The 24,973-nt window shown below is 40.3% G+C and carries 25 protein-coding genes and 1 tRNA gene; 3 read left to right on the plus strand and 23 right to left on the minus strand.

Annotation, left to right across the window (positions count from 1 at the left end; translation table 11 throughout):
- Positions 1-192: 192 nt before the first annotated feature.
- The 3 genes from IEU65_RS04755 to mutY are packed head-to-tail and all read right to left on the minus strand — an operon-like array spanning position 193 to position 2,713.
- A complete protein-coding gene (locus tag IEU65_RS04755; RefSeq protein WP_010290801.1) occupies positions 193-567 on the minus strand; it encodes a DUF6508 domain-containing protein in 375 nt (124 codons plus the stop codon).
- Between the two features lie 30 nt (positions 568-597).
- The gene (locus IEU65_RS04760) at positions 598-1,701 is read right to left on the minus strand and encodes an AI-2E family transporter (RefSeq protein WP_010290798.1); all 1,104 of its coding nucleotides are present in this window, start codon (positions 1,699-1,701) and stop codon (positions 598-600) included.
- Complete coding sequence (mutY, locus tag IEU65_RS04765; protein ID WP_010290796.1) at positions 1,679-2,713, minus strand: A/G-specific adenine glycosylase; 1,035 nt, start codon at positions 2,711-2,713, stop codon at positions 1,679-1,681. The genes IEU65_RS04760 and mutY overlap by 23 nt, the downstream gene beginning before the upstream one ends.
- Positions 2,714-2,803: 90 nt before the next feature.
- On the opposite strand from mutY, the gene IEU65_RS04770 reads away from it, so the two are divergent.
- The 3 genes from IEU65_RS04770 (at position 2,804) to proC (ending at position 5,282) form a co-directional block, all read left to right on the plus strand.
- Complete coding sequence (locus tag IEU65_RS04770) at positions 2,804-2,947, plus strand: hypothetical protein (protein ID WP_004913936.1); 144 nt, start codon at positions 2,804-2,806, stop codon at positions 2,945-2,947.
- 104 nt (positions 2,948-3,051) lie between these two features.
- On the plus strand, positions 3,052-4,455 hold the full coding sequence (locus IEU65_RS04775; protein ID WP_010296069.1) for an MDR family MFS transporter: 1,404 nt from the start codon (positions 3,052-3,054) through the stop codon (positions 4,453-4,455).
- A gap of 59 nt (positions 4,456-4,514) precedes the next feature.
- Complete coding sequence (proC, locus tag IEU65_RS04780; RefSeq protein WP_010296072.1) at positions 4,515-5,282, plus strand: pyrroline-5-carboxylate reductase; 768 nt, start codon at positions 4,515-4,517, stop codon at positions 5,280-5,282.
- A 106-nt stretch (positions 5,283-5,388) separates the two neighbouring features.
- On the opposite strand, the gene IEU65_RS04785 is transcribed toward proC, so the two are convergent.
- The 20 genes from IEU65_RS04785 to nagE all read right to left on the minus strand — a co-directional run bounded on the left by IEU65_RS04785 (position 5,389) and on the right by nagE (position 24,908).
- On the minus strand, positions 5,389-5,676 hold the full coding sequence (locus IEU65_RS04785) for a bacteriocin immunity family protein (protein WP_010296075.1): 288 nt from the start codon (positions 5,674-5,676) through the stop codon (positions 5,389-5,391).
- A 178-nt stretch (positions 5,677-5,854) separates the two neighbouring features.
- A tRNA-Glu gene (locus IEU65_RS04790) sits at positions 5,855-5,926 on the minus strand.
- A gap of 64 nt (positions 5,927-5,990) precedes the next feature.
- Positions 5,991-7,226 (minus strand): NADH-dependent flavin oxidoreductase, encoded by a 1,236-nt coding sequence (locus IEU65_RS04795; RefSeq protein WP_010291608.1) that lies wholly within the window; start codon positions 7,224-7,226, stop codon positions 5,991-5,993.
- 22 nt (positions 7,227-7,248) lie between these two features.
- The gene (locus tag IEU65_RS04800) at positions 7,249-7,938 is read right to left on the minus strand and encodes a hypothetical protein (protein ID WP_010291609.1); all 690 of its coding nucleotides are present in this window, start codon (positions 7,936-7,938) and stop codon (positions 7,249-7,251) included.
- Positions 7,939-7,993: 55 nt separating this feature from the next.
- Positions 7,994-8,593 (minus strand): LysM peptidoglycan-binding domain-containing protein, encoded by a 600-nt coding sequence (locus tag IEU65_RS04805; RefSeq protein ID WP_010291611.1) that lies wholly within the window; start codon positions 8,591-8,593, stop codon positions 7,994-7,996.
- Between the two features lie 205 nt (positions 8,594-8,798).
- Complete coding sequence (locus IEU65_RS04810; RefSeq protein WP_010291612.1) at positions 8,799-10,304, minus strand: bifunctional metallophosphatase/5'-nucleotidase; 1,506 nt, start codon at positions 10,302-10,304, stop codon at positions 8,799-8,801.
- Positions 10,305-10,352: 48 nt separating this feature from the next.
- Entirely contained in the window at positions 10,353-11,162 is an 810-nt protein-coding gene (gene phnE / locus IEU65_RS04815) for a phosphonate ABC transporter, permease protein PhnE (protein ID WP_010291613.1), read from the minus strand.
- Positions 11,163-11,172: 10 nt separating this feature from the next.
- Positions 11,173-11,994, minus strand: a complete 822-nt coding sequence (phnE, locus tag IEU65_RS04820) for a phosphonate ABC transporter, permease protein PhnE (protein ID WP_010291614.1) — start codon at positions 11,992-11,994, stop codon at positions 11,173-11,175.
- Positions 11,994-12,740 (minus strand): phosphonate ABC transporter ATP-binding protein, encoded by a 747-nt coding sequence (gene phnC / locus IEU65_RS04825; protein WP_010291615.1) that lies wholly within the window; start codon positions 12,738-12,740, stop codon positions 11,994-11,996. The genes phnE (IEU65_RS04820) and phnC overlap by 1 nt, the downstream gene beginning before the upstream one ends.
- 95 nt (positions 12,741-12,835) lie before the next feature.
- Positions 12,836-13,879 (minus strand): phosphate/phosphite/phosphonate ABC transporter substrate-binding protein, encoded by a 1,044-nt coding sequence (locus tag IEU65_RS04830; RefSeq protein WP_010291617.1) that lies wholly within the window; start codon positions 13,877-13,879, stop codon positions 12,836-12,838.
- A gap of 332 nt (positions 13,880-14,211) precedes the next feature.
- Entirely contained in the window at positions 14,212-14,655 is a 444-nt protein-coding gene (locus IEU65_RS04835; protein ID WP_010291618.1) for a F0F1 ATP synthase subunit epsilon, read from the minus strand.
- Between the two features lie 14 nt (positions 14,656-14,669).
- The gene (gene atpD / locus IEU65_RS04840; protein ID WP_010291619.1) at positions 14,670-16,070 is read right to left on the minus strand and encodes a F0F1 ATP synthase subunit beta; all 1,401 of its coding nucleotides are present in this window, start codon (positions 16,068-16,070) and stop codon (positions 14,670-14,672) included.
- Between the two features lie 147 nt (positions 16,071-16,217).
- Positions 16,218-17,126: a F0F1 ATP synthase subunit gamma gene (locus IEU65_RS04845; RefSeq protein ID WP_010291621.1), complete on the minus strand. Its 909-nt coding sequence runs from the start codon at positions 17,124-17,126 to the stop codon at positions 16,218-16,220.
- 14 nt (positions 17,127-17,140) lie between these two features.
- Complete coding sequence (gene atpA / locus IEU65_RS04850) at positions 17,141-18,658, minus strand: F0F1 ATP synthase subunit alpha (protein WP_147651161.1); 1,518 nt, start codon at positions 18,656-18,658, stop codon at positions 17,141-17,143.
- A 12-nt stretch (positions 18,659-18,670) separates the two neighbouring features.
- On the minus strand, positions 18,671-19,213 hold the full coding sequence (gene atpH / locus IEU65_RS04855) for an ATP synthase F1 subunit delta (RefSeq protein ID WP_010291631.1): 543 nt from the start codon (positions 19,211-19,213) through the stop codon (positions 18,671-18,673).
- A gap of 11 nt (positions 19,214-19,224) precedes the next feature.
- Positions 19,225-19,728: a F0F1 ATP synthase subunit B gene (gene atpF / locus IEU65_RS04860; protein WP_010291629.1), complete on the minus strand. Its 504-nt coding sequence runs from the start codon at positions 19,726-19,728 to the stop codon at positions 19,225-19,227.
- Positions 19,729-19,754: 26 nt separating this feature from the next.
- Entirely contained in the window at positions 19,755-19,982 is a 228-nt protein-coding gene (gene atpE / locus IEU65_RS04865; RefSeq protein WP_004902064.1) for a F0F1 ATP synthase subunit C, read from the minus strand.
- 170 nt (positions 19,983-20,152) lie between these two features.
- The gene (atpB, locus tag IEU65_RS04870) at positions 20,153-20,878 is read right to left on the minus strand and encodes a F0F1 ATP synthase subunit A (protein ID WP_010291627.1); all 726 of its coding nucleotides are present in this window, start codon (positions 20,876-20,878) and stop codon (positions 20,153-20,155) included.
- Between the two features lie 304 nt (positions 20,879-21,182).
- Entirely contained in the window at positions 21,183-22,457 is a 1,275-nt protein-coding gene (locus IEU65_RS04875) for a uracil-xanthine permease family protein (RefSeq protein ID WP_004911737.1), read from the minus strand.
- Between the two features lie 453 nt (positions 22,458-22,910).
- Positions 22,911-24,908, minus strand: coding sequence for an N-acetylglucosamine-specific PTS transporter subunit IIBC (gene nagE, locus IEU65_RS04880; protein WP_147651160.1), 1,998 nt, complete (start codon positions 24,906-24,908; stop codon positions 22,911-22,913).
- Between the last annotated feature and the right edge of the window lie 65 nt (positions 24,909-24,973).

Genomic DNA, 24,973 nt, shown 5'->3' on the forward strand with positions numbered 1-24,973 from the left:
CCTTTTGTATTAACTTAATTCATACTATAATCATAAAGATAACATTTTTCACATATAATACACAAATATTCACAAAGAATCACATATAGTTCACACTAAATTCAAAATAAATTATTTCAAAATCAACAAAAAAGGTTCGATACACTATTTTCTGTATCGAACCCTTTAATCACCCTATTTTAGTCGCAATTATTATGCTTTTTGTTTTAAGTCACGTTCTCTTACTAACAAATCAAGTAAAATTCCATTTTGCACCAACGCTTGCCACATCCCCGGCGTGTACTTTTCACCACGAATAATCGCTGATACAATCGCTCTGATCAAGCTATAATCCTGAGAAGTATTCGCCAGTTGTGCCACATCTTCTTCTGCCAAACCTTCATGAAATTGGTGCTGGCGTAGCGTACGATCAAAATTTCTATCATATTCATCAGACTTAAAATAACTCTGCGCTAACGTCAAAATATCGGCTGTATAAGACGGATATGTCGTCTCATGCCATGGAATAGCCTGCCCTTTTGCCTGCCGTAAAATACTAATATTTTTGTCAAAATCAAATGCTTGCATTGCGATACCTCTTTCCGTGGTATCATTGTATCACTTATCTTTAGTAAGTTCACGCATTTGTGTTCCAAATTTGATAACAGTTCTAACCACAGCATAGACTGGCACTACCAAAATCATACCAACGATACCTTTCAAGTTACCCGCTACCATCAGTAAAATCATAATTGTCAGCGGATGAATCTGTAATGATTTACCAATCACATTTGGATAAATAAAGTTGCCATCCAATTGCTGAACAACTGTCATAACAACTAATACCAAAATCATTTGCTTCCAAGATTGCGTTCCTGCCACTATTAAGGAAGGAATGACACCAATCCAAGGGCCTACATAAGGGACAATATTAGTAATACCGGCGATGACGCCTAAAAGCCAAGCATAAGGTTGACCGATGATTAGGTAGCCAATCGCCATCGCCACCCCGACAAACAGCATTTCAATCGCTTGACCAGAAATATACTTTTCAATCGTGTGATCCATCTTATTCGTCAAATCTGCGACATTATCAGCAAAGCGATCAGGAAAAAGACGTTGTAAAGCTGGCAAGAGACGGTTACCATCACTTAACATATAGAATAAAACAACCGGTATTGTCACTAAGTTAATGGTCACTGACGTGATTGTTGAAATCACATTGCCTAGCGTCCCAGCCGTAATAGTCAAAAATGACGCCGCATATTTACCAACGGCACTTTTCACCTCATCAACATCAATCGACAAATGCAAACTGTTAAACCATTTACTTTGCAATGTATCATTGACATACGTTTGAACCGTCTTTGCAAATCCCGGCAAAGCATTGATCAAATTGGTCATTTCACGAACCAAGGTTGGCACCAGCAATATTAAAGCCCCAACAATCACCGTTAAAAACAGCACAAACGTTATAATCACGGCCAGTTGATGTGGCATTTTGTGATTTTTAATGGTGATTTTTTCAAGTAAGGTCAAGATAGGTTTCAAGACATAGTACAAAAAACCGGCCACAATTAACGGTACGAATACCGTTGAAATGAAAACTGATATTGGCTGCATCAAAAAATCAAACCGTGACACAATCCAAATTAGTGCCGACAGTGCTAATAATTCTATTGTCCAAAAAAACAAATTTTTATATTTCAGATTCGGAAACATGTAATTTCTCCAACAATTTATATTGTAATTTTGGCAGACTTAAGGCTGCCAATTCTTCTTGACTAAAGTATTGTTGCCGTGAATCCGGTGTAATTGGTGTCGATTTGACCAACCAAATTTCCCAACGGCGATGTGTGAAAATATGAACCACGGGCTTAATATTAAGCATGTTGCCTTGAATATCTTCCACACTATTAATTGGTGTTAGTGGAAACGTCCAAAAATTAGCTAACAATCCTGTTTCTGGTCTCTGTTCTAAAAGTAAGTCACCGTTTTTCTCATAAACATGAGCCATAAACAATTGCTTGACTGGTTTCGGCTTGGGTGTTTTAACCGGATAATGACTTTCAACACCATCACGATAGGCAGCATTAAAAGATTTTACTGGTGAATGTTGCGTATCAGGGTTTTTAGCGGACATATAACTAGCACCTAAGTCCATAATTGCCTGATTAAAGTCACCCGGCCGTTTAGAATCAACAATTGGCAAAATGGCATCATAAAATATTTGGCGTGACTTAGACTGTGCAATGTCTGCATCAATCTTTAATAAACGACTAAACACACGATATTGATTACCATCAACCGCTGGTACCACTTCGCCAAAACTGATTGAAGCAATCGCAGCAGCTGTGTAGGGTCCCACACCCGGCAAAGTCTGTAAATCTTTGCTGGTCGTTGGCCACTCACCATTATATTCCCGAACAACATATTGCGCTGCTTTTTGCAAATTACGCGCACGCGAATAATAGCCAAGTCCTTCCCACAATTTTAACACAACTTCCTCAGGTGCCTGTGCTAGGGCGCTCACTGTCGGTAACTGTTGCATAAATCGTTCAAAATAAGGAATAACTGTGGCAACTTGCGTTTGCTGTAACATTATTTCTGAGACCATTACGCGGTAAGGATCGTGATTTTGCCGCCAAGGTAAGGTTTTACGCCCCTCGTCATCATACCAACGAAGTAATGTATCCCGAAAAGATTCAATTGTTTGTTCAGACCATTTTTCCATAATATCTATTGTAGCACTTGTAATTGCTATTTTTTTAAAGTATAATAGTTATTTGTATGGAAAACATTGGATAAAAAAAGGAGCACTATCATGGCATTAAAGAAGCCTCTTAACTCATTCGCCCGTGCCCGCAAAGTTAGTCACAGCGCTGCGAAGAAGCAACGCCAAGCTGCTATTGCAAAGTTGCAACAATGGGCCAAAGGTAAGTCAGAAGAATTACCTACGACAAAGTAAGTTTGACTTAAAAAACAAAACCAGTATGCGTACTGGTTTTTTGTTTGTTTTTTTAACAGTAGCTCTTCTATCACTAAAACTTCCAAAAGAAAGGACGTTATTACTTGAATATATCTCAAAAGAATCGCACAATTTTAATCATTTTGGTGATTGGCACTTTCCTGGGTTTCTTAAATCAAACACTGATGAACGTTGCGCTACCAGATATTATGCGTGAATTTCACATTTCAACCGCATTAGGACAGTGGTTAACCAATGGTTATATGCTAGTCAACGGCATTATGGTTCCTTTAACTGCCTTCCTCATTCAGCGCCTAACAACGCGTACACTTTATCTGACAGCGGTTGGGTTATTTGCTGTTGGCACGATCACTGCTGGCTTTGCACCTAATTTTGAAATTTTGATCACGGGTCGTATGATTCAAGCAATGGGAGCCGGTGTTTTTGGTCCGCTAATGAATGTCGTGGTTATGAATTTATTTGCCCCTGATCGTCGTGGATCGGCAATGGGAACTATTGGGTTGGCGCTAAACTTCGCACCAGCCTTGGGCCCAAGTCTGTCTGGATTTATTGTAACCAACCTGAATTGGCGCTTTCTATTTTACATTGTTGCTCCGCTCATTATCGCCAATTTTATTCTGGCTTATTTTCTTCTAAACAACATTGGCACACCAAAACAATTAAAGTTTGATGTACTTGGTGTCATTCTATCAAGTATCGGTTTAGGCGCACTACTTTATGGGTTTTCCAACGCTGGTGGTACACCCTGGCATGACTTTACCGTTTGGGGATTTATCGTAATTGGTTTAGTTGTCACAACATTGTTCGTTCTTCATCAATTACATACGTCAACGCCATTGCTTAACATGAGCGTTTTTTCTAATCGAGAGTTCAATGTTGCTGTTTTGATTAACATCGTTTTGATGATGGCTATGTACGGTGGTGCGTTAATGTTACCACTTTATATGCAAAATGTCCGTGGTGCTTCTGCCTTTATTTCTGGTTTGGTTTTATTCCCTGGGGCTTTGGTTACAGCATTTTTGTCACCATGGAGTGGTCGCTTATATGATCGTTATGGTGCCAAATATCTCACCCTCACCGGAATCTTAATTACTGCTATTGGTACTTTTATTCTCGCTTCATTGACACTAACAACACCACTTTGGTTTGCTGTGATTGGACAATTTGTACGTCAATTAGGCTTAGTTTTGGTTTTGATGCCGATCCAAACTGAAGCATTTAACGCCTTACCACTTACTATCATCCCTGATGGTTCGGCCATGTTTACAACCATTCGTCAGCTAGCTGCCTCGTTTGGTACGGCCGCATTAGTAACAATTATGACAAAAAGCGCCGCCAATTATCAGCTACACCACCAACATGCTAGCAGTTCACTAGTCAATTTGCATGGCGTCCACATTACCTTTTTAACTGCTGCGTTGTTAATGCTCGTTGCAGCAGCGATGACTAGTTTACTGAAACCCAAAACAGCTATTGCAAAAAAGTAGCGAGTATCTAAACTATTTCAGTTATAATAGAGATAACTTAATTAATTGGAGGTATTGTTATGACTTACGGGTTTATTGGTGCCGGCAACATGGCGACCGCAATGATGAAAGGTCTACTGCACGCAAATGTTGATCCAGCAGATATTTACGTGTCTTCACCACACCGTGCCAAGTCGTTGGCAGAGGAACTTCACATCAATGCTGCCGATTCACAAACAGTTATTGACCATAGTGACATCGTCGTTTTAGCATTTTTGCCTAATCAATTAACAGAAATTGGCGCAACGCTTAATTTCACTAATAAAATCGTCGTCTCTGTGTTAGCACAAATCACCATTGCTGACCTAAATCAAGCTATTCCAAATGCGTTCAATGTTCGCGCTTTACCCAACATCAACTCAGCTATCGGGCAAGGTAATACCGCGTTAGCTTTTGCCGATAACATAGACGCAGCACAAAATAAAATCGTCACTCATTTTTGGCAGTTGTTGGGCAACAGTGTCACACTCGAGGAAGAGCAATTCGCTATATTTTCTGCCATTGCTGGTTCTGGTCCTGCCTATGTCTTCAAGTTCATTGACGCATTGACTAAAGCAGGTGTCGCGAATGGCTTGGAAGAAACGCAAGCCGCAAGTATTGCAACACAAACTGTTTTAGGCTCTGCCAGCACCCTAAATCAGTCGGACAGCGACGCCGTCACACTCATGAACAGCGTTGCATCACCCGGTGGCTCAACCCGCGCTGGCCTAGATAATTTTGAAGCTAACCAATTTGATGATGTTGTCGCCAAAGCGATTTTAGCGACCGTCAATCATAAACACGCCTAATCATTAGCACTTCAATCTTGAAGTGCTTTTTTAGTGGGCAATACAAATAAAAAAGCCGCAACCAACGTTGCGACTAATAAGCAGCTATCTCAGCAAAATTATTAAATCAAATACTGAACAAAACATCACGACCGCCCATATCATTTGCGCCAATATAGCGCTGAGATAATTCTACAAGAAACTTTGTCGATGCAGATGTCAACTGTCGCTCAACTGCAAGTAAAGATAAACTATCTTTGAGCGACGCAGCCACAGCGCGATCATTTTGGCTTTTTTCTAGTTGGGTTTTATTGCTAACAAATATGTCGCGTTCATTACTTGTAATGGTTTCATCTAAAATTAAATCAACCAAATTTTCTAGCAACCAATTTTTATCTGGTATCTGCCATGTCATCACGATACGCCTCCCATTTTGCTCAATGAACAGCACGATACGCTATTCTTATCGTTTTAATTAACAATGATTATTTATATCATACTACTTTTTATCAGTGACAGATTATTAAAAAAAGAAAAATGTATATCATATTTAACAGCACACAAAAAGCCGCAACCGAAGTTGCGACTTTTAGTAGCTCGTGAGAGAATCGAACTCTCGATTCCGCCGTGAAAGGGCAGCGTCTTAGCCACTTGACCAACGAGCCATGGTCAGTTGTTGTTCGCTCTCGCTAAACAACTATATTAGTATACCAAGAATTCAAATACTCGTCAACCCTTTTTCTTCAAAGTCATCAGTTTTGTTGGATCAATTGGTTGTGGCACTTTGACTGGTGTACTTTTGTAATAACGCCAGGGCTTGTTCGGATCAAATTCCAAATCTGTCGTTACCGGCAAACCATTCTTAAAGCGTGTCAACAACCATTGTTCTAATGGTTTGGGGACACCCAACAAGTCGAAATCTGCCGGTGAAATGGCATACCGAATTGCCCGTTCATCATTCATCTTCACCTTTTGTACCCAGTTAGGTTCAACAATCAATTCACGTCCCATCGCAGCAAAGGTCACGCCGGTATCCATCAATTCTTCAACTTGCGCAGGTTGTTTTACTAAGCCAGCAACCATCAGCGGAAAGTCGTCTGGTAGTGCCTGTCGATAATAATCAACAATTTTTGTCTGATCATCCTTATCTTTAAACGGTGTTTGAAGGGCGTCTTTCAATGACAAATGTACATAATCAACTGGCAAGTCAATTAATTTGTTGACAAAAGCTAACGAGTCTTGCAATGTAATCCCTGGTGTCATTGGTTCTTCGGGTGATTGACGATAGCCAAGTAAAAATGGTCGATCAGCGTACTGCTCAATAGTCTGCGCGACTTTAGCCGTCACCGCTAAACCAAAACGCATCCGTTTTGCCAATGTCCCACCCCAAATATCATCACGTTGATTACTGTCAGGCGAAAAAAACTGTTGCATTAAATATAAATTAGCACCATGGAGTTCAACCCCATCAAACCCAGCCAAAATAGCTCTTTTTGTAGCAGCAGCAAAATCATCAATTGTTTGTGCAATTTCTTGATGCGTTAGCGCCCGTGGCGTTTCAAAGTCACCACGTGGATACGCAACGGCTGACGCCGATACTGGTTGTTCCCCACGCAATATTGCAGTAGTCGTTTGCCGACCAGCAGAAAATAGTTGCAGTATCGCTTTTGCCCCGCCTGATTGTATGGCACTGGCTAAACGTGATAACCCTGGAATTTTGTCATCATCAGCAGCCGAAATACCACCTTCCCAGCCTTTACCTAAATGATTCACATGCGCTACTTCACTCACAATAATTCCTGGACCACCGCTGCGCATTTGGTAATAGCGCAATTCATTATCCGTTACACTACCATCTTCAAAAGACGCACGTAAGGTTGTAGGCGCCATTACGACGTGATTACGCACTGTCATTTGCTTATTTTTAAATGTATATGAGTCTAAAAAATCGTAATTTATTTGCATATCAATATTGTAACACGATATGTTAGTGTGTCACGAATTGACCGGTGGCAAGATTCGGTGTGCCACCGTGAAGATCATTTTTGCTAGTACCCACTTGGTGTAAATAATAGGCATACTTTAATTTCAAATCGCTAATGATATTCTGATTCAGTTTTGTTGGTTTAACAGCCTTTTTTTCCATTTTATATAGATGAGCGGCAATTAAAAGATCGCTGTCAGTTAATTTTTTTGATTTAATTTGTGAATCTGACAAAATCACATCATACTTTTTCGCCTTCAGCAGCATATGTTTGACCACGACAGTCTGATAAGTTAACGCTTTTCTCGTTGAAAAAGAACGATTGGTAAAATTAATTGTGTCATTATAATCGCCATTCCCTAGATATTTTGCAACGTAAAGTTCCCAAGTAGTGCCATTTGTCAATGAAAATTGATATTTGTTAGCAGAAACATTGACTTTCTGCGTTTCTGTACCGATAAAATTTTCAGTAGTTGCAATCGTGACATCTTGTGGCGCATTACTGGATGTTACACGAACAATAGGCGCATGAAAACTATGATTAACCACGATAACTTTTTTTGGTTCAAAGCCAAACAGTAGTACGTTAACTAATAATACGGCAAAATACATTAGCATGACAAAGACCGACATGGCAATGATCATTTGATATTTATTTGATAATAGTCTCATCTCATCTCTTTTCTCAAACATAAAAAATCATCCCCGCAAACGGAGGATGATTTAATATCACTTTTTGATTAATAAATTAATACCAACCAGTTGCTTGTGAGTGGGCCCAAGCATTTTCAGCAGTACCGTAACGTGCTGCAATATAAGCCTTCATAGCATTTAATTGATCGTTATAATCGGCTGAGTTTCCACCATAGATAGCACGTGCTTGTGCTGAAAGTTGACCTAAACCATAATATTGACCATTAGTAGCATTAACGTTACCACCTGATTCACGTGCAATCAAAGCATTCAATGCAGCAGAGTTAGAGCCGGTAGTTGAAGTTGTTGTTGCAGATGAAGTAGTAGTGGTGGTAGTTGTTGTTGTTGTCGTTGTGCTGGTTGCCGCTGCTTCAGTTGTTGTTGACTGTGCAGGCGTTGCTGCCGCTTTTGTTGCTGTGGCAAATGACAAGTGTTGACCAACAATAATCAAGTTAACATTTGAAATGTTGTTATTAGTAGCAATTGTGTCAACTGAAACACCATACTTTGCTGACAACTTGTTCAATGTGTCACCAGATTGCACAACATAATCTGATGGGGCTGTTGTTGTATCGGCACTAGCATGTGCACCACCAAAGGCAAAGGCACCTGCAACACCAGCAGCAATGGTCAAAGTCTTCTTAATATTAAACATTATATATTTGTACTCCTAAATTATCTGTTCGAAGATGACAACATCCGAATTGATGAAGTCATGTAATTAACTTACGAGTATTAGTTTAGTCGCTGAATATAATAAGCAAACATCTGTTTCATATCAAGAACATTACATACTATTATTTATTATACATTTACCGTGTTAGTTGTCTTATAAAAATCTTAAGATTTAAAATAAAGCCTTAATATAGAACTTTTAATATTAATTGTGGCGTCTTTGGTAATTGATCATGATCCTCAAAATATGCAACTAACATATCTTGAATAGCCTTATCCCCAGTATAAATTGTCTCAGAATTAGCATAACTTTGGTAATCACCACCGCCGACAGCGCGATAATTATTCATCGCAATGCTAAAGTAATCAGTGTCTTGAATATCTTTTCCCTGATACTTTAATTTTGTAATACGGTTCCCTACTGGTTTACGGACATCAATTTCATAATCAATGCCAAAGGCCAAGTCGTAGTTATAATGTTCCACTTTTGGTTTCAACCAATCAGGATTAACAGCTAATTTCTGATTTTCAATAACAAAATAATTTGCTGTATGCTCCAATCCAACGCGTAAATCAGCACCCGAAATACGTTTTGTGACCAATGTATTATCAAATGGGTAATTTTGCAAAATTGATCTGAGTGTCAACTGTTTTGGCAAACTCGACGGGTTGTTATTTAGGCCTTGCAATGTGATTTGCGCACCAGTCGCAGCCATTTGTACTGCCGCCACCCAGCGCAAAACATCATTACCATATTGTGCCAAAATTAACGGTTCTTCAACCGCAACAGATGTTGTCAAATTAGCGATTGGCTGATCCAACCACGCTTCAACTTTGTCATTAAGTGGTTGTAAGGCTTTAAGCATGTCAGGTTGGCTAGTCGTACCAGCAGCATTTGTTGATGAGGTGAATAACCATTTTCCGTCTCTTAACTCGCCATCAATTTGCGCAAAAAACTTAGCTTGGTTAGGTAATTGTAGCGTTAATGTGTCGTTCATTAACTGGGCCGGCACTTGACCATGCTGATGTGCTGTCAATAAAATATCCAAATCCAGTTCTGCGGTGAGTTGCCAAGCAATATTTTCAGATGTTGTACTAATTACCTTGCCCGAATCCAAGTCACGCTCATAACCACCATGATAAATGCCAATCACAACATCAGCTGATTGGCGCAGACGCGCGATAGTCTGCGCCGCTTTAATCAAAGGTGATTCAATTTTAATGCCTGCGAGATGTTCCGGCTTTTCCCAAATGTTAATATAATCAGTCACTAAACCAATTAAACCAACTTTTGTGCCATCAGCTAGGGTCTTAATTTCTGCTGGATATAAGGTCTGTCCGTTTTCATCCGTAACATTTTCGGCTAACACAGTCGCATTCAAATTTGCCAAATGTTTCTTGAGTTCGTCATAACCCGCATTAAAGTCATGATTACCAAGCGTAACATAGTCATATCCTGCCATGTTCATCATGTCTGATACTGCGTCAATATCGTCATACTTCTTGAGATATTGTAATAGTGGTGAACCTTGATACATGTCACCGCCATCAATTACTAGGGTGTTGCCATCTTTTTGATAGTTCGCGGCTACATTGATAAGGCCTTGAGGTTGTGAACCGCTTTGAATGTAGTCAGTTGGCCATAAGTAACCATGAACATCCGAAGTGTAATATAACTTGAAATGCTTCATTAAATTCCTTCTTTCAAAAACAAGGCAGCCAATGAGGCCGCCCATCTTCTAACCATGGAGTAAGTGTTGACGTAATTTATCTGATAAGTATTCAATGACAAAAATTAGCACAAACAAACCAATTAGAATGGCACCAACTTTATGCCACTCATACCCACTCATTGCAAAAATCATCGGTGCACCAATACCACCAGCACCAACTAATCCTAAAATAGTGGCTTCACGTAGATTCATATCAAATCGGTACGCAAGAATTGAAATGAAATCGGAACTAAGTTGTGGCAAAACACCATAACGAATTTTTTGGAAAAATGTGCTACCGGCTGCATCTAATGATTCCAAGATGCCCGAATCCAAGTCTTCAATTGTCTCAATAAATAGTTTTGAAATCATACCGATAGAGACAACTGCCAGTGTCATCACACCGGCAAACGGTCCTGGCCCAGTGACGCGAATAAACATCAAACCATATACCAATGACGGTACTGTACGAATCGCCATAATCACAAACCGTGTTACCACGACAACTGGTTTTGGCACTATATTTGTAGCTGAAATAAATGACAATGGTACTGCAATAATTGCCCCAACTAGTGTCCCAAGAAAAGCAATTGCAATTGTTTGCAAAATCAAATAGGCAACGCCACTATCCCCACCACCGAATAATAGGTCTTTATCGGGTGTCACAATTCCTTCTAAGATATTCCAACCAATTCGCCAACCTTTATCGGTTAAAGTCATTTGATTGACAGCAGATGATGACCAAATTAAAGCAATCAATACGATGATAGCAGCGGTGATATAATATTTAGCACGTTTAGGTTGCGTCAGCAGAACAGCTTCTAGTTTTTTATTCATGTTGTTCTCCTTAACTCAAGAATTTCCGTAGTTGTTGACTCAATGTTTCAATCAGCACCACGGCAACAAATAATGAAACCAATATCATGCCAACACTTTGAAATTCGCGCCAACCAATTTTTTGGTTCAAAATCATACCAATACCACCAGCCCCAACGTAACCTAGAATGGCAGCATAGCGAACATTACCTTCAAAAGCAAATAACGATGTCGACAAATAAGTCGGCAAAATTTGCGGCATAATAGCGGTAACGAAAGCTCGCGGTGCATTTGCACCTGTTGCAATCAAGGCTTCATACGCTCCCATATCGACTGTTTCAATATACTCAAACAGTTGTTTACCAACGAATGATAAACTAAACATAAAGATAGCAACCGTACCGGCAAATGTGCCTAATCCAAAAATATAAGTCGCAATTAAGGCAGCAACTAATGTTGGCAAGGTCCGTAACACTGTCAATGAAAACCGCACAATAAGATTGACGAATCGATTATTAGTCACATTATTAGCAGCCAATATTGCCAATGGTAAGGCCACCACTGCCCCAAAGAAAGATCCAAAGAGTGACATTTTAATTGTATCAATTAGAGGTTGCCAAACTGATGGAAAATAAGACCACTTTGGTGGAAATAAATCGCCAAAGACAACCCAAAACTGCTGAAAATTAGCAAACAAAGTTGGCAAACTAAAACCAGTCACAACAACTGAAATAATTAAAATAATTAACAGTATCAACAAAATAAGTGGCGTTCTCGTAAACTTCTGGCTGACTGTTTTACCGTTGGCTAACGTATATTTCTTAGCTTTAAATAATTTATCATACCACCACATTATTCGGCCTCATCTTTTGAATAGATATTATCTAAAATTTCTTGTGTCACACCAGAAACTGGTCCGTCATATACCACACGTCCAGAACGAATACCAATAATGCGTTTGGCATAGTCAAGTGCCAAGTCCACATGGTGAATATTGATCAAAACGGTTTGACCAAGTTCGTCATTAATACGTTTAAAATCGTCCATAACTTCATGCGCTGTCACAGGATCAAGTGCCGCTACTGGTTCATCCGCCAAGAGCACAGATGGATTTTGTGCCAAAGTTCTCGCCAATGATACGCGCTGCTGTTGTCCACCAGACAATTGATCGGTTCTAACAAAAGCCTTATCTAACATTGAAACACGATCTAATGCCTCTAACGCGCGCATTTTATCATTCTTTGAGAATAGCCCCAAAATGACGCGCCATAATGGCATGTCTGGAACCAATGAACTCATAACATTGCGAATAACCGTAATACGGGGCACCAAGTTATATGACTGAAAAATCATACCCACCTTGCGACGAAAACGGCGTAATGCTTTTCCTTTTAAGTTTGAAATTTCAACGCCATCGACCGTCAATTTACCCTCTGTGATATTATTTAATCGGTTAATGGTTCGAATAAATGTAGATTTTCCAGCGCCAGACATACCGATAATGCCCACAAATTCACCATCTTCAATTTCTAAATTGATATCTTGTAAACCCTTCACACCGTTGGGATACGTTTTTGAAACATGCTCAAATTTAATCATCTTTTCTTCCTAAACTATAATATGTATTGGCGCCATTTAAGGCACCAAACGCAATAAAAAGCAGCTCAGGAGCCGCTTATTAATGTCGTTGATTTTTACTTAGTTGACTCTTTCAACACTTTTTGTGCTGCACGTTCACCGTCATAGTTAGATGACTTTGCCTTAACATAACCTTCGTGTGAATAGATTGCAATCACTTTTTTACCTTCTTTAGTCTTAGCCAATTTGATAAATGACTTTGACAAAGCTGACTTAAAATTCTTTGTCATAATCTTTGACTTCTTTGAAACTGAAATTGTGTCGTTGTAAATTGGTTGTGAAACACCGATAACGTTTGTTTCAGCCCAAATTGACTTTGATTGCTTGTAATCTTTTGTCCAAGCATCTGCAAAATCACGACGGGCATCTGCATAAACTGGCAAAATATCAATTTGTCCAGAAGCTAAACGTGCCATCCCTGAACCATATGAGTCAACTTGTACTGTATTTGACAAATCAGTCACTGTCTTCTTGTAGTTTTTGTTCAACCACAATGATGGATAAATGTAACCAGCTGACGAAGTAGTTGATGACAATCCCCACTTAGCAGAGTTCAAATCTTTCCATGTCAACTTCTTGCCCGCGTTGATTTTCTTAGCCAATTCTTGTCCCTTAGCAGAAGGACCAGCGATAAATAATGAACGGTATGTCGCTGCTTGCTTTTTAGTAGGTTCAGTTGCCTTGCCATCATTCCACTTTGCAGCAGAAGTGAAGTCTTTATTTAAACCGGCACGCGTTGCAGTTAACAAAACTTGAACGCCGTCTTCATACATCACATAAGTACCACCAGGAATAAAACCAACATCAGCAGTGCCTGATGTTAGCGCTTCTCCGGCAGCTTCATAACTGGTACCTACTTTGATATCAACATTCTTAACGTTGTAACCTTGCTTTTTTAATTGTGCTTTCAGCAAGCCTTTCAATGGCTTAGTTGCTGTTACAATTTGGTCAGGTTGTTTTGAAGGAACAAAATAAATTTTCAATTCCTTGATTGTCTTTGTTGCTGCACTTGCGCTCTGCACGCTCAATGTTGCAAAAGCAATCAATGCAACAGCAAAAACCATACTCAAACGGACGATCTGCTTAGCAGTCTGTTTCATGATTCAGTTCTCCTGTGACCTTAACGGTCTCTCTCGTTTTAGTAACCATTACGTTACCAGTTTATTCTACACAAGCATTGTCAAATTTTCGTCAAACTTTTGTCAAGAAAAATTCAATGTTTGTCCAGATACTACTTTACCAAAAAAATCATCATCATAGCGAAAAAATAATTAAGTATTTCCTCATTTTTAAAAACAACGTACGGTACGTACTGAACATTCGTTATAATTTTTAATAAAAATACGAACGTTTAGTTTGTAAGCGCTTTTCATACAAACTAATGTCATCATAAAAACCCCAAAACAGTTGTTTTGGGGTTTTACAAATTGATTTAACGTCCAGATTTGAGAGCAGCAACGTGAATTCGGTTAACGGCCCGCATCAAAGCAATACGAGCACGCTTTAGTTCTTCATCATTGTTGTCATCTTGGGCATGAGCTAAACGCGCTTCCGCACGTTCTTTAGCACTTTCAGCACGCGATACATCAATTGTATCAGATGTTTCAGCACTATCAGCAATCACTGTCAAAATGTTATTAGAAAATTCAGCAATACCACCATTTACGGCTAATGATTCTTTATCATCACCACGCTTAACAATTAATTCATCAATCGTCAATGCAGCTAAGATAGGAACGTGTTTTGCCATAATTCCAATTTGACCACCTTGCGTATTTACAATCGCGATATCAATACCACTTTCATTGTAAACATCACCAGCTGGCGTAACAATTTGAACTTGGATACCATGTGTTGCAGTTGTTTCATCTGCCATATGTCAATACCCCCTTATTGGGCCATTGTCTTGGCTTTTTCAACAACCTGTTCAATAGCACCAACGTTACGGAATGCATCTTCAGGCAAATCATCATATTTGCCATCCAAAATTTCCTTGAATGAACGTACAGTTTCAGCAACTGGCACATATTCACCATTGATACCGGTAAACGTCTCAGCAACTGAGAATGGTTGTGACAAGAAGAATTGAATACGACGCGCACGGTTAACAGTCGTTTTCTCTTCGTCTGACAATTCATCCATACCCAAAATTGAGATAATGTCTTGCAATTCACGATAACGTTGCAACGTGCGTTGCACTTCAGTAGCAATTTCATAGTGCTCTTGACCAACGATTTGTGGATCCAAAGCTGATGAAGTTGATGCCAAAGGATCAACCGCAGGATAAATACCTTGTTGTGTCAATGAACGCTCCAAGTTGGTTGTTGCATCCAAGTGCGCAAATGTTGTGGCAGGTGCCGGATCAGTGTAATCATCGGCAGGCACATAAACGGCTTGAATTGAGGTAACTGAACCCTTCTTCGTTGAAGTAATTCGTTCCTGCAATTGTCCCATTTCTGTTGCCAACGTTGGTTGGTAACCAACGGCTGATGGAATACGACCCAACAAAGCTGACACTTCAGAACCAGCTTGAGTGAAACGGAAAATGTTATCAATAAACAACAACACATCCTTACCTTCATTATCACGGAAGTTTTCAGCCATTGTCAAACCAGTTAAGGCAACACGCATACGTGCACCTGGTGGTTCGTTCATTTGACCATAAACCATGGCTGTCTGTTTCAAGACACCTGATTCTTCCATTTCGTGGTACATATCATTACCTTCACGGGTACGTTCTCCGACACCTGTGAAGACTGAAATACCATTGTGGCCTTGCGCAATGTTGTGAATCAATTCTTGAATTAGAACTGTTTTACCAACACCGGCACCACCAAACAAACCAATTTTTCCACCACGAACGTAAGGCGCCAATAAATCAATCACCTTAATACCCGTTTCCAAAATTTCGGTTGAGTTTGTTAATTCGTCATATTTAGGCGCTTCACGATGGATTGAACTACGTGGGACATCATTGGCAATTTCGCCATTGTTGTCGACAGGTTCTCCCAAAACGTTGAACACGCGTCCTAATGTCGCTTCACCAACTGGGACTTGGATTGGCTTACCAGTATCAGTGACTGACATACCGCGTTGAAGTCCATCTGTTGAATCCATGGCAATACTACGGACAATCCCGTCACCTAATGCCAAAGATACTTCAACTGTTAATGTTTGGCCTTCGCCTTTGTCAATGACAAGCGCATTGTTAATGTCTGGCACTTGTTGACCAGCTTCAAACGCAACATCAACGACCGGACCAATCACTTGTACGACTTTTCCAGTACTCATTGTCGTTTCCTTTCATGATAAACATCAATAATCGAATTACCTTTATCGTCTGTCCAGATGTGTCACCACAAATAGTTCTGATATCGGGTAATTATTGATGCATGCTACACAAACAGTAGTTGTGTTTTATTTAATGTGACAGTCGACTTACTCTAGAGCAGCCATACCACCAGTAATTTCTGTAATTTCAGTCGTAATCGCTGCCTGACGTGCTCGGTTAAACTGTAACTCTAAACGACCTATTAAGTCCTTAGCGTTATCCGTAGCGCCCTTCATCGCAGTTGATGAAGCCGCATGTTCAGCCGTTTTTGCGTCAAGCACCGCTTCATACACTAAGCTTTGTGCAAATTGTGGTAAGACAACATTTAGCACCGCCGTTGTGTCTGGTTCGATTTCATACGTGGATTGAACGTCTAGTTCAGCTTTTTGTGCTTCTGTTCCACCCATTGCTTCCAACGTATCTGTTGTTAGTGGCAATAACTGGACATCACGGTACTCACTAGTCAATCGGTTAACAAAGTGATTATACACAACGTGTAAGGCATCAAATACACCCGTCTCATACAAACTCGTTACTGTTTTGACAACAGAACGAATTTCGTTAAATGACGGCACATCCGACACACCACGATGTTCTAAAATCACTTCAAACCCACGCTTTTTGTAGAAATCGGCACCATTTCCACCTACAGCAAGAATAGCTGTGTTAGTGGTATCCAAATTCAATTTTTCTAACAGTGCGTTAGTTTGCTTAATAACGTTAGCGTTGTATGAACCAACCAAACCGCGGTCTGATGTTACCACCAAGATACCCGTTTTTTGGATTGGACGTTGCGCAATCAACGGAATATGATCAGCATCCGCATTATCGAACAGATGAGCAGAGACAAGATGCTCAACCACCGTCTCTAAACGAGCAGCATAGGCACCATATCCAGCACTGTATTTTTGAATTTGACTCAACTTGGCCGTTGAAACCATTTGCATGGCACTCGTAATTTGGCGCGTCTTCTTAGTTGATGAAATACGACGCTGAATATCTTGCAAAGAAGCCATTGCAGCGCCTCCTTTTATTCTGCTGATTCAGATCCAGCAAATCCAGCCTTAAAGGCCTCAATTGCTGCATTCAAATCAGCCTCTTCAGGTAAGTTCTTGGTTTCAACAATTGTCTTAAACAAATCAGACGCATTGGCGTCAACATAAGCAATTAATTCATCTTGGAAACGTTGAATATCTTCGACAGCAACATCATCCAAGTAACCATGTGTCAAAGCGTACAGAACAACAACTTGATGCTGTACTGGCATTGGCTTGTGTAATGGTTGCTTCAACACTTCAACTGTACGACGACCACGAGCCAACTTTGCTTGTGTTGCTGAATCCAAATCAGATCCGAATTGGGCGAAACTTTCCAATTCACGGAAAGAAGCCAAATCCAAACGCAACGTACCAGCAACCTTCTTCATAGCTTTAATTTGCGCATCACCACCAACACGAGAAACAGAAGTTCCGGCATCAATAGCAGGACGAACACCAGCATAGAATTGATCAGCATCCAAGAACACTTGACCATCGGTAATTGAGATAACGTTGGTTGGAATATAAGCTGAAACATCACCAGCTTGTGTCTCAATGAATGGCAAAGCAGTCATTGAACCACCACCTAATTCATCACTCAACTTAGCAGCACGTTCTAGCAAACGTGAATGCAAGTAGAAAACATCACCTGGATAAGCTTCACGTCCGGGTGGACGACGAAGAATCAATGACAACTCACGGTAAGCCGTAGCCTGCTTTGACAAATCATCGTACACGATCAACACGTGTTTGCCATTGTACATAAATTCTTCACCCATTGCTGCACCGACATAAGGCGCCAAATACAACATAGGAGCTGGTTCAGAAGGACCAGCATTAACAACGATTGTGTAATCCATAGCACCCATTTGGCGCAAAGTTTCAACTTGTGTACGCACAGTTGAATCCTTTTGACCAATAGCCACATAGATAACAATCATGTTTTGATCTTTTTGGTTCAAAATTGTATCGATAGCCAAAGACGTTTTACCAGTCTTACGGTCACCAATAATCAATTCACGTTGTCCTCGTCCGATAGGCACAAGGGCATCGATTGCTTTAATTCCAGTTTGCAACGGTTCAAAAACTGATTTACGTTGCATAACACCGGGTGCTTTTACTTCAACAGGGCGTGTCTTGTCAGTTTTGATATCACCCAATCCATCAATTGGTTGACCCAAAGCATTTACAACGCGTCCGATTAATTGTTCGCCAACTGGCACTTCCATGATACGGCCAGTACGCTTTACTGTGTCACCTTCACGAATGTCATCAAAACCACCAAGAATGATGATACCGACTTCGTTTGATTCGAGGTTTTGGGCCATGCCGTAAGTGCCATTAGCAAATTCGACAAGTTCACCAGCCAAGGCGTTAGCCAAGCCGGTTGCACGGGCCACACCATCACCAACATAGGTAATGGTTCCCACTTCTTCTACAGTTAGCGTTGTGTCGAACTTTTCGAGCTGTTGCTTAATTAAAGCAGATATTTCTTCAGCTTGAATAGCCATTATTCTTCCTCACTAACCTAATAATTGTGCCTTCATTTTGGCAATTTTTGTTTGTAAGCTACCATCAATCAGAATTGATTGTGATTGCAAGATAACACCACCAAGAATGCTGTTATCAACGACGTTTTCAATATTAACTTGTTTTGCGCCAGTCTTGGCTGCAAATACGTTAGCTAATTTATCTAAACGTTGGTCATCCAAAGCAACAGCCGTTGTTGCTTTGACGTCAACGATGCCCTTGGCCTCATTATAATGACTGACAAATTGATCAATAACCATTGACAAAATGTCTAAACGATCATTGCGCGCCAGCAGCTGAATCAAATTTTGAATTGACTCAGCTGCGCCCTTTGTGAGCGTCTGCAACAATTGATCACGATCTGTTATCGCTAAATCCGAAGCAGTCACAACAGTTACAAAACTTGGATTCTCAGTAATTAACTTTTGAATCGTTTCTAAGTCATGCAAGACATCATCAAGCTGATCTCGTTCACTTGCTAGCTCAAAAATTGCTTTGGCGTATTGGTCAGCAATATCTTTAATATTTTTTGCCATCCCAATACTCCTTATTTAGTTTCTAAATCTGAAATGTAAGCATCAATTAATGCTTGTTGATCATTCAACGACAATTCCTTTTGCATTAACTTTGATGCAATAGCCACTGAAAGGGCTGCTACATCGTCTTTTGCACCTGAAATTGCGTCTTCCTTGAGCTTTTGTGCATCCGTCTGAGCTTGTTGATTGATTGACGTTGCGCGATCAGTTGCAGCAGCAATCAAAGAATCACTTTGCTTTTGAGCACTTGCCTTGGCATCTGCTACCACTTTTGTGGCATTTTGACGTGTCTCAGCTAGCTCAGATTGACGTTGTGATGCTAATTGTTCTGCCTCTTGACGCGCTGACTCAGCACCGTCAATATCAGAAGAAATTTTATCTGCACGTTCGTCAAGAATTTTTGTCAATGGTCCGTAGGCCACCTTCTTCAAAATGAGCATCAACAAGAGGAAGGCAATGATAATAAACAGCATATTTCCCAATGGAAGTGCTGCTAATGTTGTTAATCCCAACATGATTTTCCTCCGCTACTATTGTGTGATTACTTGCCCATCAACATGAAGGCGAAGACGATTGACAAAATTGGCATAACTTCGACCAACGCGACACCCAAGAACATACGTGACAACAAACGACTTTCAAGTTCAGGTTGGCGGCTCATACCTGCCAAGAACTGTGAGATCAAAACACCGTTACCAATACCACCACCAACGGCAGCTCCAGCAGCTGCAAGACCTGCTGCGATTACACCAAGATTGTGCAAATCCATTAGATTTCTCCTTATTGTACCGTGTTGCATGGGTCTTCCCATACCACACACTTTATACTATATAGATGATACGCTCTCGCGTTCTTTTGGCAAACCAACTCGTGTCATAACCCCATTAAACGTCTAAGTTTAGTGCGATTGTGGCACAAATCCCATTTGCTCCAACAACACTATTCATTACCTGACAATTGTGAAATAAACACGCCAGTCAAAATAACAAATACGTATGCCTGAATGGCACCAATAAAGAGTGAAAATCCTTGCCAAACCATTTCGATTGGCAATGACAACACTGACCAAAGACCATTAAAATGTCCTGGCCATGCCAAACTGTTAGCTACGAGTGTCAGCAACATTTCACCAGCGAAGATGTTACCGAACAAACGCAGTGACAACGTCAAGAAATTGGCTAATTGTTCAATAATATTCAACGGCAACATCCATGCATACGGGGTGAAGAACATATTCTTGATATAGCCTTTAAAGCCAAGTTCTTGCACACCCATACCATGAGCTACCATTAACGACATAATTGCCAAGGTCATTGTTACAATTGGGTTGGCCGTTGGTGACTTAATATAAGTCACACCATCACCAAGCTTAATTTGTAACAGCAAGCCCATTTCGTTTGACACAATTACAAAGAAAAACAATGTAAATGCGAACAAACCAAATTGACGTGCTTGTTTTTTTGATAGTTGTCCACCAACGATACCGTTCGTGAAATCTAGCAAATATTCAATCACATTTTGCCGCTTGTTAGGTTTTACACTAAGATTGCGGGTCAATACAACTGAGACAATGACAACAATTGCCATAGCCAGCAACGTTGAAATAATTGTGGTCCAATCAAAGGTCAAACCAAGAAACTTAAACGTTGCCGTTGGGTCATCCATGCGCCTTCTCCTTTCTCAAATATTTGGCGAAGTGGTCGTAAGTATTTCGGCTATTCGTCATAATATAAATCTATGATACGCCTTTCAGTTTGAATTTCAACTACTTAGCGAACCTTTTTCACAAACTTTTTATTATCTTGACTTTGTAAGGTTGTCAACTTAGTTATCAACGCCCATAAATTAAAATTTTAACCGATTAATTTCGATCGACAACAAGATTATTTCATCACAATTTCGATCAAAAAAGTGCTGCGTTTCAGCCTTTACAGGCTAACGCAGCACCTCCTAACAAGGTTTATTAAAATTACTTTTCACTGGCAGCCACTTTTGGCAAAACCAGATTCAACACAATACCCAAAACGGTAGCGATAGCGACACCTGAAAAATCGACTTGCGAACTCAACTGTAAATGGAAATTACCAATACCAACCACAAGAATCGGTGCAGCAATCATCAAATTACGCTTTTTGCTATAGTCAACCTTATTGTCCACAATGACCTGCAAACCCGCCGCCGCAATGACGCCGTAAAGCATGAAGCCAACACCCCCAGTAACCGCACCAGGAATAGTTGAAATCAACGCAGATAATTTACCAATGAAACTAAAGACAACAGCGAAGAATGCCGCACCACCAATAACCCATACAGAGTATACACGACTCAACTGCATCACACCTATATTTTCACCGTAAGACGTTACCGCTGGTCCACCAACTAATCCAGCGACTACTGAAGCCGTACCATCACCAGTTAACGTACGCTTCAAGCCAGGATTAGCGAAAAAATCATGTCCAGTAATTTTAGACAATACCATCAAATGACCTAAATGTTCTGATAGGGTTACTAACGCCAAAGGCGCCATGCTCAGCACCGCTGCCGGATAAAAGACAAATCCATTCTTACCAATGAACGTTTCAAAGTTAGGTAATTGGAACCAGTGCGCTGAAGCAACTGGGCTTAGGTCAACTAAACCAACCATTAACGCGACAATATAACCAAATATAATCCCTAACAACACGGGAAGTAGTCCCAAGAAACCTTTTAAGAACATATTAAACGCAATTGTCGCAAGGAGTGTAACCAAAGCAACAACAAAGACGCGCCAATCATATTTATTGTTCAGCATTGTCGCAGAGCTAGCAGCCGATCCTGCCAAACTCAGACCAATAACCATAATAATCGGACCAACAACTTCTGCTGGAAAAATGTATTCAATCCAACCAGTTCCTGTAAATGTCACAACAAGAGCAACAATTAAGTAGACTAGACCAACGGAAATAATACCTTGCGCGACCGCTGGATAGCCAATTGTTTTCAAAAGCGAAGCCATCGGTATAATAAAGGCAAAACTTGAGCCCATGTACGCTGGTACTTTACCACGTGTAATCAGTAGGTGTAATAGTGTGCCGACTCCCGAAGTAAACAAGGCCACACCGGGATTTAACCCAACTAGCAACGGCACTAAGACTGTTGCGCCAAACATTGAAAACAAGTGCTGAAGTGATAATCCAAGCCACACTAAAAATGGTGGTTTGTCATGAAGATCATAGATAGCATTGCTATTGGTATTTTCTGACATAATTACTCTCCTGAACGTATTGAATCTATTATATACAAAAAACCTGACTTCATGCACGATGATGTCAGGTTTTTTGTTATATGATTTTGTCAAATATGCGCGGCAAACGCATAGTGTTGCTGAAACATCCACTGTCACGCAACACCTCGCTTCTTGACAGTACACAACGTCATCCCACTATTATTGGGGTGGTCAGACAAAATTTGTCTGCTACATATATATCATTTGGATAACTTGTGTACTTTTGCGACGTCAGTTGATTGCGCTTTATCATTAGCATTTGTTTATTCACATTGGAATAATTAATTAATCTCAACCTTAGTCTGCGAGGCGTTGCCTTGAACTGCTTCAATTTCTGTCAAATTGTTTTGCGACATTCATGGCCTCCTCTTATTTGATTAACTATAGTATATCACCATTTGTAAGCGCTTTCAACTATTTTTTATCCTTATTTTAGTACACTATTTGACCGACATAGTCCCCACCATGACCATCAAAATCCAATTCTTCATCAATTTTAACGGTGGCGGTTTCCGGTAATTCGAGGCAAATCACCATAATCGTTGCCATTTTGTCAGCTTCATGAATTGCTTTAATGTTCATATCTGCCAGCTTATCGCCATGTTTAACATGATCACCGACGGTAATTTTGAGATCAAATGGTGCACCATTCATAGCGACTGTGTCAATGCCCATGTGAACCAACACATCTGTACCACGCTCTGTTTTAATACCAATAGCATGTTGTGTTGGTGCAATCATTGTAATTTCACCATCAATCGGCGCTAAAACATTGCCGTTAGCAGGTTCAATTGCAAAACCATCACCCATCACTTTGCTAGCAAAGGTATCATCTTTGACATGTTCTAAATGTAAAAGTTGCCCATCAGCTACCGCAAAAAGTGATTCAACTACTGTATCCTTGATCGGTGTTGTCGTTTCCGAGGGTATCATTTCGCTTGATTTTAATGGTACCGTCAGCGTCGGTGACAAGTTGCCGTCATAAATGTTTTGAATATTATCTGCCACAAATTGCACATCTGGTCCAATCACAATATGAATTTGATGTTGATCTAAAACATTAACGCCCATAACACCCGGTGCATGTTTTAAAGCATTAACATCAGCCAATGCCGTATCCGTCATTTTGTAACGTAAACGCGTCGTACAATTATATAAATAAGTTAAATTGTCTTTTGCCTTATCTCCACCCAAAGCTTGCCAAATCACACGTGCAGTGCGTAAATACTTGTCTTCTGTTGACGAACTGAGCACGACATCACTTTCTGCCGAATTATTTTCTTTTGGATCACGACCCGGTGTCATCAAATTGAATTTTTGAATTGCAAAATTAAAAATCACATAATACAAAATCGCGAATACAATCCCTTGTAGTAACAACATATATGGCTTGTTAGCCAAAGGCATTTTGAACGCTAATACGTAGTCGACCAGCCCGGCTGAAAACCCAAAGCCAGATGTCCAATGGAAAAAAGCAGCAATTGCCAAGCTCAAACCAGTTAGAGCTGCGTGAATCAAATACAGTGGCCACGCAACAAACATGAATGAGAACTCTAAAGGCTCTGTTACACCTGTAAAGAATGAGGCAACGCCTGCTGCCAACATTAACGAACCAATCCGTTTCTTTTGCTCTGGTAACGCATTACGATATATGGCATACGCCCCTGCCGGCAAACCAAACATCATAATTGGGAAAAATCCTGCCTGATAACGACCGGTAATGCCCAAAACACCATGGGAATCCCAAAAATTACCAATATCATTAATCCCCGCCACTTTAAACCAAAAAACCGAATTCAAGGCATGATGTAGGCCAGTTGGAATCAGTAATCGGTTAAAGAAACCATACAATCCTGCCCCAATCCAACCAAGATTAGAAATAGTTGTTGCAAAAGCAACTAATGCCGCATAAACAAACGGCCACACCACAATCATCACAATACTAAATATCAGCATCGCCAAGGCCGTTAAAATAGGTACTAATCGCTTACCACTAAAAAAAGACAACGCTTGAGGCAATTTTGTTTGTCCAAACTTATCAAAAAGCGCGGCTGCGACTAAACCAGATACAATACCAAATAAGACATTGTTGTGCGTTGGTGTACCAAAGGCGGCGTTAACCGCTGTTATTTTTTGACCAAACAACGTCGCAATATTTTCTGGACGCAGTACATAGTCTGTCAGCGCGTACCCAACGACTGCTGCCAAAGCAACCGCCCCATCCTTTTTATTGGACATTCCCAAAGCTAAGCCTACTGCAAATAAAAGTGCCAAGATATCAAGTATCGAGCCACCCGCAAGCTTCAAAACGCCACTTACAAACCAAGTAGCTGGTAACCAATTACCAATACCTGTCAAAATCGCAGCAGCTGGTAACACTGCCACTGGCAGCATCAATGAGCGTCCTATTCTTTGAAAATAATCTTTCATAACCTCACCCACCAATTTGTGCTAATTTAAGCACAAATGCAGCGATTCCTTTCCCTATATGACAT

It is taken from the genome of Leuconostoc pseudomesenteroides KCTC 3652 (assembly GCF_014634745.1).
Lineage (GTDB): Bacteria > Bacillota > Bacilli > Lactobacillales > Lactobacillaceae > Leuconostoc > Leuconostoc pseudomesenteroides.

Coding starts and splice junctions, on each gene's coding strand:
- IEU65_RS04755 (WP_010290801.1), bottom strand. CDS start 567: ATGCAAGCATTTGATTTTGACAAAAATATTAGTATTTTACGGCAGGCA.
- IEU65_RS04875 (WP_004911737.1), bottom strand. CDS start 22,457: ATGTCAGAAAATACCAATAGCAATGCTATCTATGATCTTCATGACAAA.
- phnE (WP_010291613.1), bottom strand. CDS start 11,162: ATGAATAAAAAACTAGAAGCTGTTCTGCTGACGCAACCTAAACGTGCT.
- atpB (WP_010291627.1), bottom strand. CDS start 20,878: ATGGATGACCCAACGGCAACGTTTAAGTTTCTTGGTTTGACCTTTGAT.
- IEU65_RS04845 (WP_010291621.1), bottom strand. CDS start 17,126: ATGGCTTCTTTGCAAGATATTCAGCGTCGTATTTCATCAACTAAGAAG.
- nagE (WP_147651160.1), bottom strand. CDS start 24,908: ATGAAAGATTATTTTCAAAGAATAGGACGCTCATTGATGCTGCCAGTG.
- IEU65_RS04770 (WP_004913936.1), top strand. CDS start 2,804: ATGGCATTAAAGAAGCCTCTTAACTCATTCGCCCGTGCCCGCAAAGTT.
- IEU65_RS04800 (WP_010291609.1), bottom strand. CDS start 7,938: ATGTTTGAGAAAAGAGATGAGATGAGACTATTATCAAATAAATATCAA.
- phnC (WP_010291615.1), bottom strand. CDS start 12,740: ATGATTAAATTTGAGCATGTTTCAAAAACGTATCCCAACGGTGTGAAG.
- atpH (WP_010291631.1), bottom strand. CDS start 19,213: ATGGCAAAAAATATTAAAGATATTGCTGACCAATACGCCAAAGCAATT.
- proC (WP_010296072.1), top strand. CDS start 4,515: ATGACTTACGGGTTTATTGGTGCCGGCAACATGGCGACCGCAATGATG.
- IEU65_RS04760 (WP_010290798.1), bottom strand. CDS start 1,701: ATGTTTCCGAATCTGAAATATAAAAATTTGTTTTTTTGGACAATAGAA.
- IEU65_RS04805 (WP_010291611.1), bottom strand. CDS start 8,593: ATGTTTAATATTAAGAAGACTTTGACCATTGCTGCTGGTGTTGCAGGT.
- atpD (WP_010291619.1), bottom strand. CDS start 16,070: ATGAGTACTGGAAAAGTCGTACAAGTGATTGGTCCGGTCGTTGATGTT.
- atpE (WP_004902064.1), bottom strand. CDS start 19,982: ATGGATTTGCACAATCTTGGTGTAATCGCAGCAGGTCTTGCAGCTGCT.
- phnE (WP_010291614.1), bottom strand. CDS start 11,994: ATGTGGTGGTATGATAAATTATTTAAAGCTAAGAAATATACGTTAGCC.
- IEU65_RS04835 (WP_010291618.1), bottom strand. CDS start 14,655: ATGGCAGATGAAACAACTGCAACACATGGTATCCAAGTTCAAATTGTT.
- IEU65_RS04795 (WP_010291608.1), bottom strand. CDS start 7,226: ATGCAAATAAATTACGATTTTTTAGACTCATATACATTTAAAAATAAG.
- IEU65_RS04830 (WP_010291617.1), bottom strand. CDS start 13,879: ATGAAACAGACTGCTAAGCAGATCGTCCGTTTGAGTATGGTTTTTGCT.
- atpF (WP_010291629.1), bottom strand. CDS start 19,728: ATGTTGGGATTAACAACATTAGCAGCACTTCCATTGGGAAATATGCTG.
- atpA (WP_147651161.1), bottom strand. CDS start 18,658: ATGGCTATTCAAGCTGAAGAAATATCTGCTTTAATTAAGCAACAGCTC.
- IEU65_RS04785 (WP_010296075.1), bottom strand. CDS start 5,676: ATGACATGGCAGATACCAGATAAAAATTGGTTGCTAGAAAATTTGGTT.
- IEU65_RS04810 (WP_010291612.1), bottom strand. CDS start 10,304: ATGAAGCATTTCAAGTTATATTACACTTCGGATGTTCATGGTTACTTA.
- mutY (WP_010290796.1), bottom strand. CDS start 2,713: ATGGAAAAATGGTCTGAACAAACAATTGAATCTTTTCGGGATACATTA.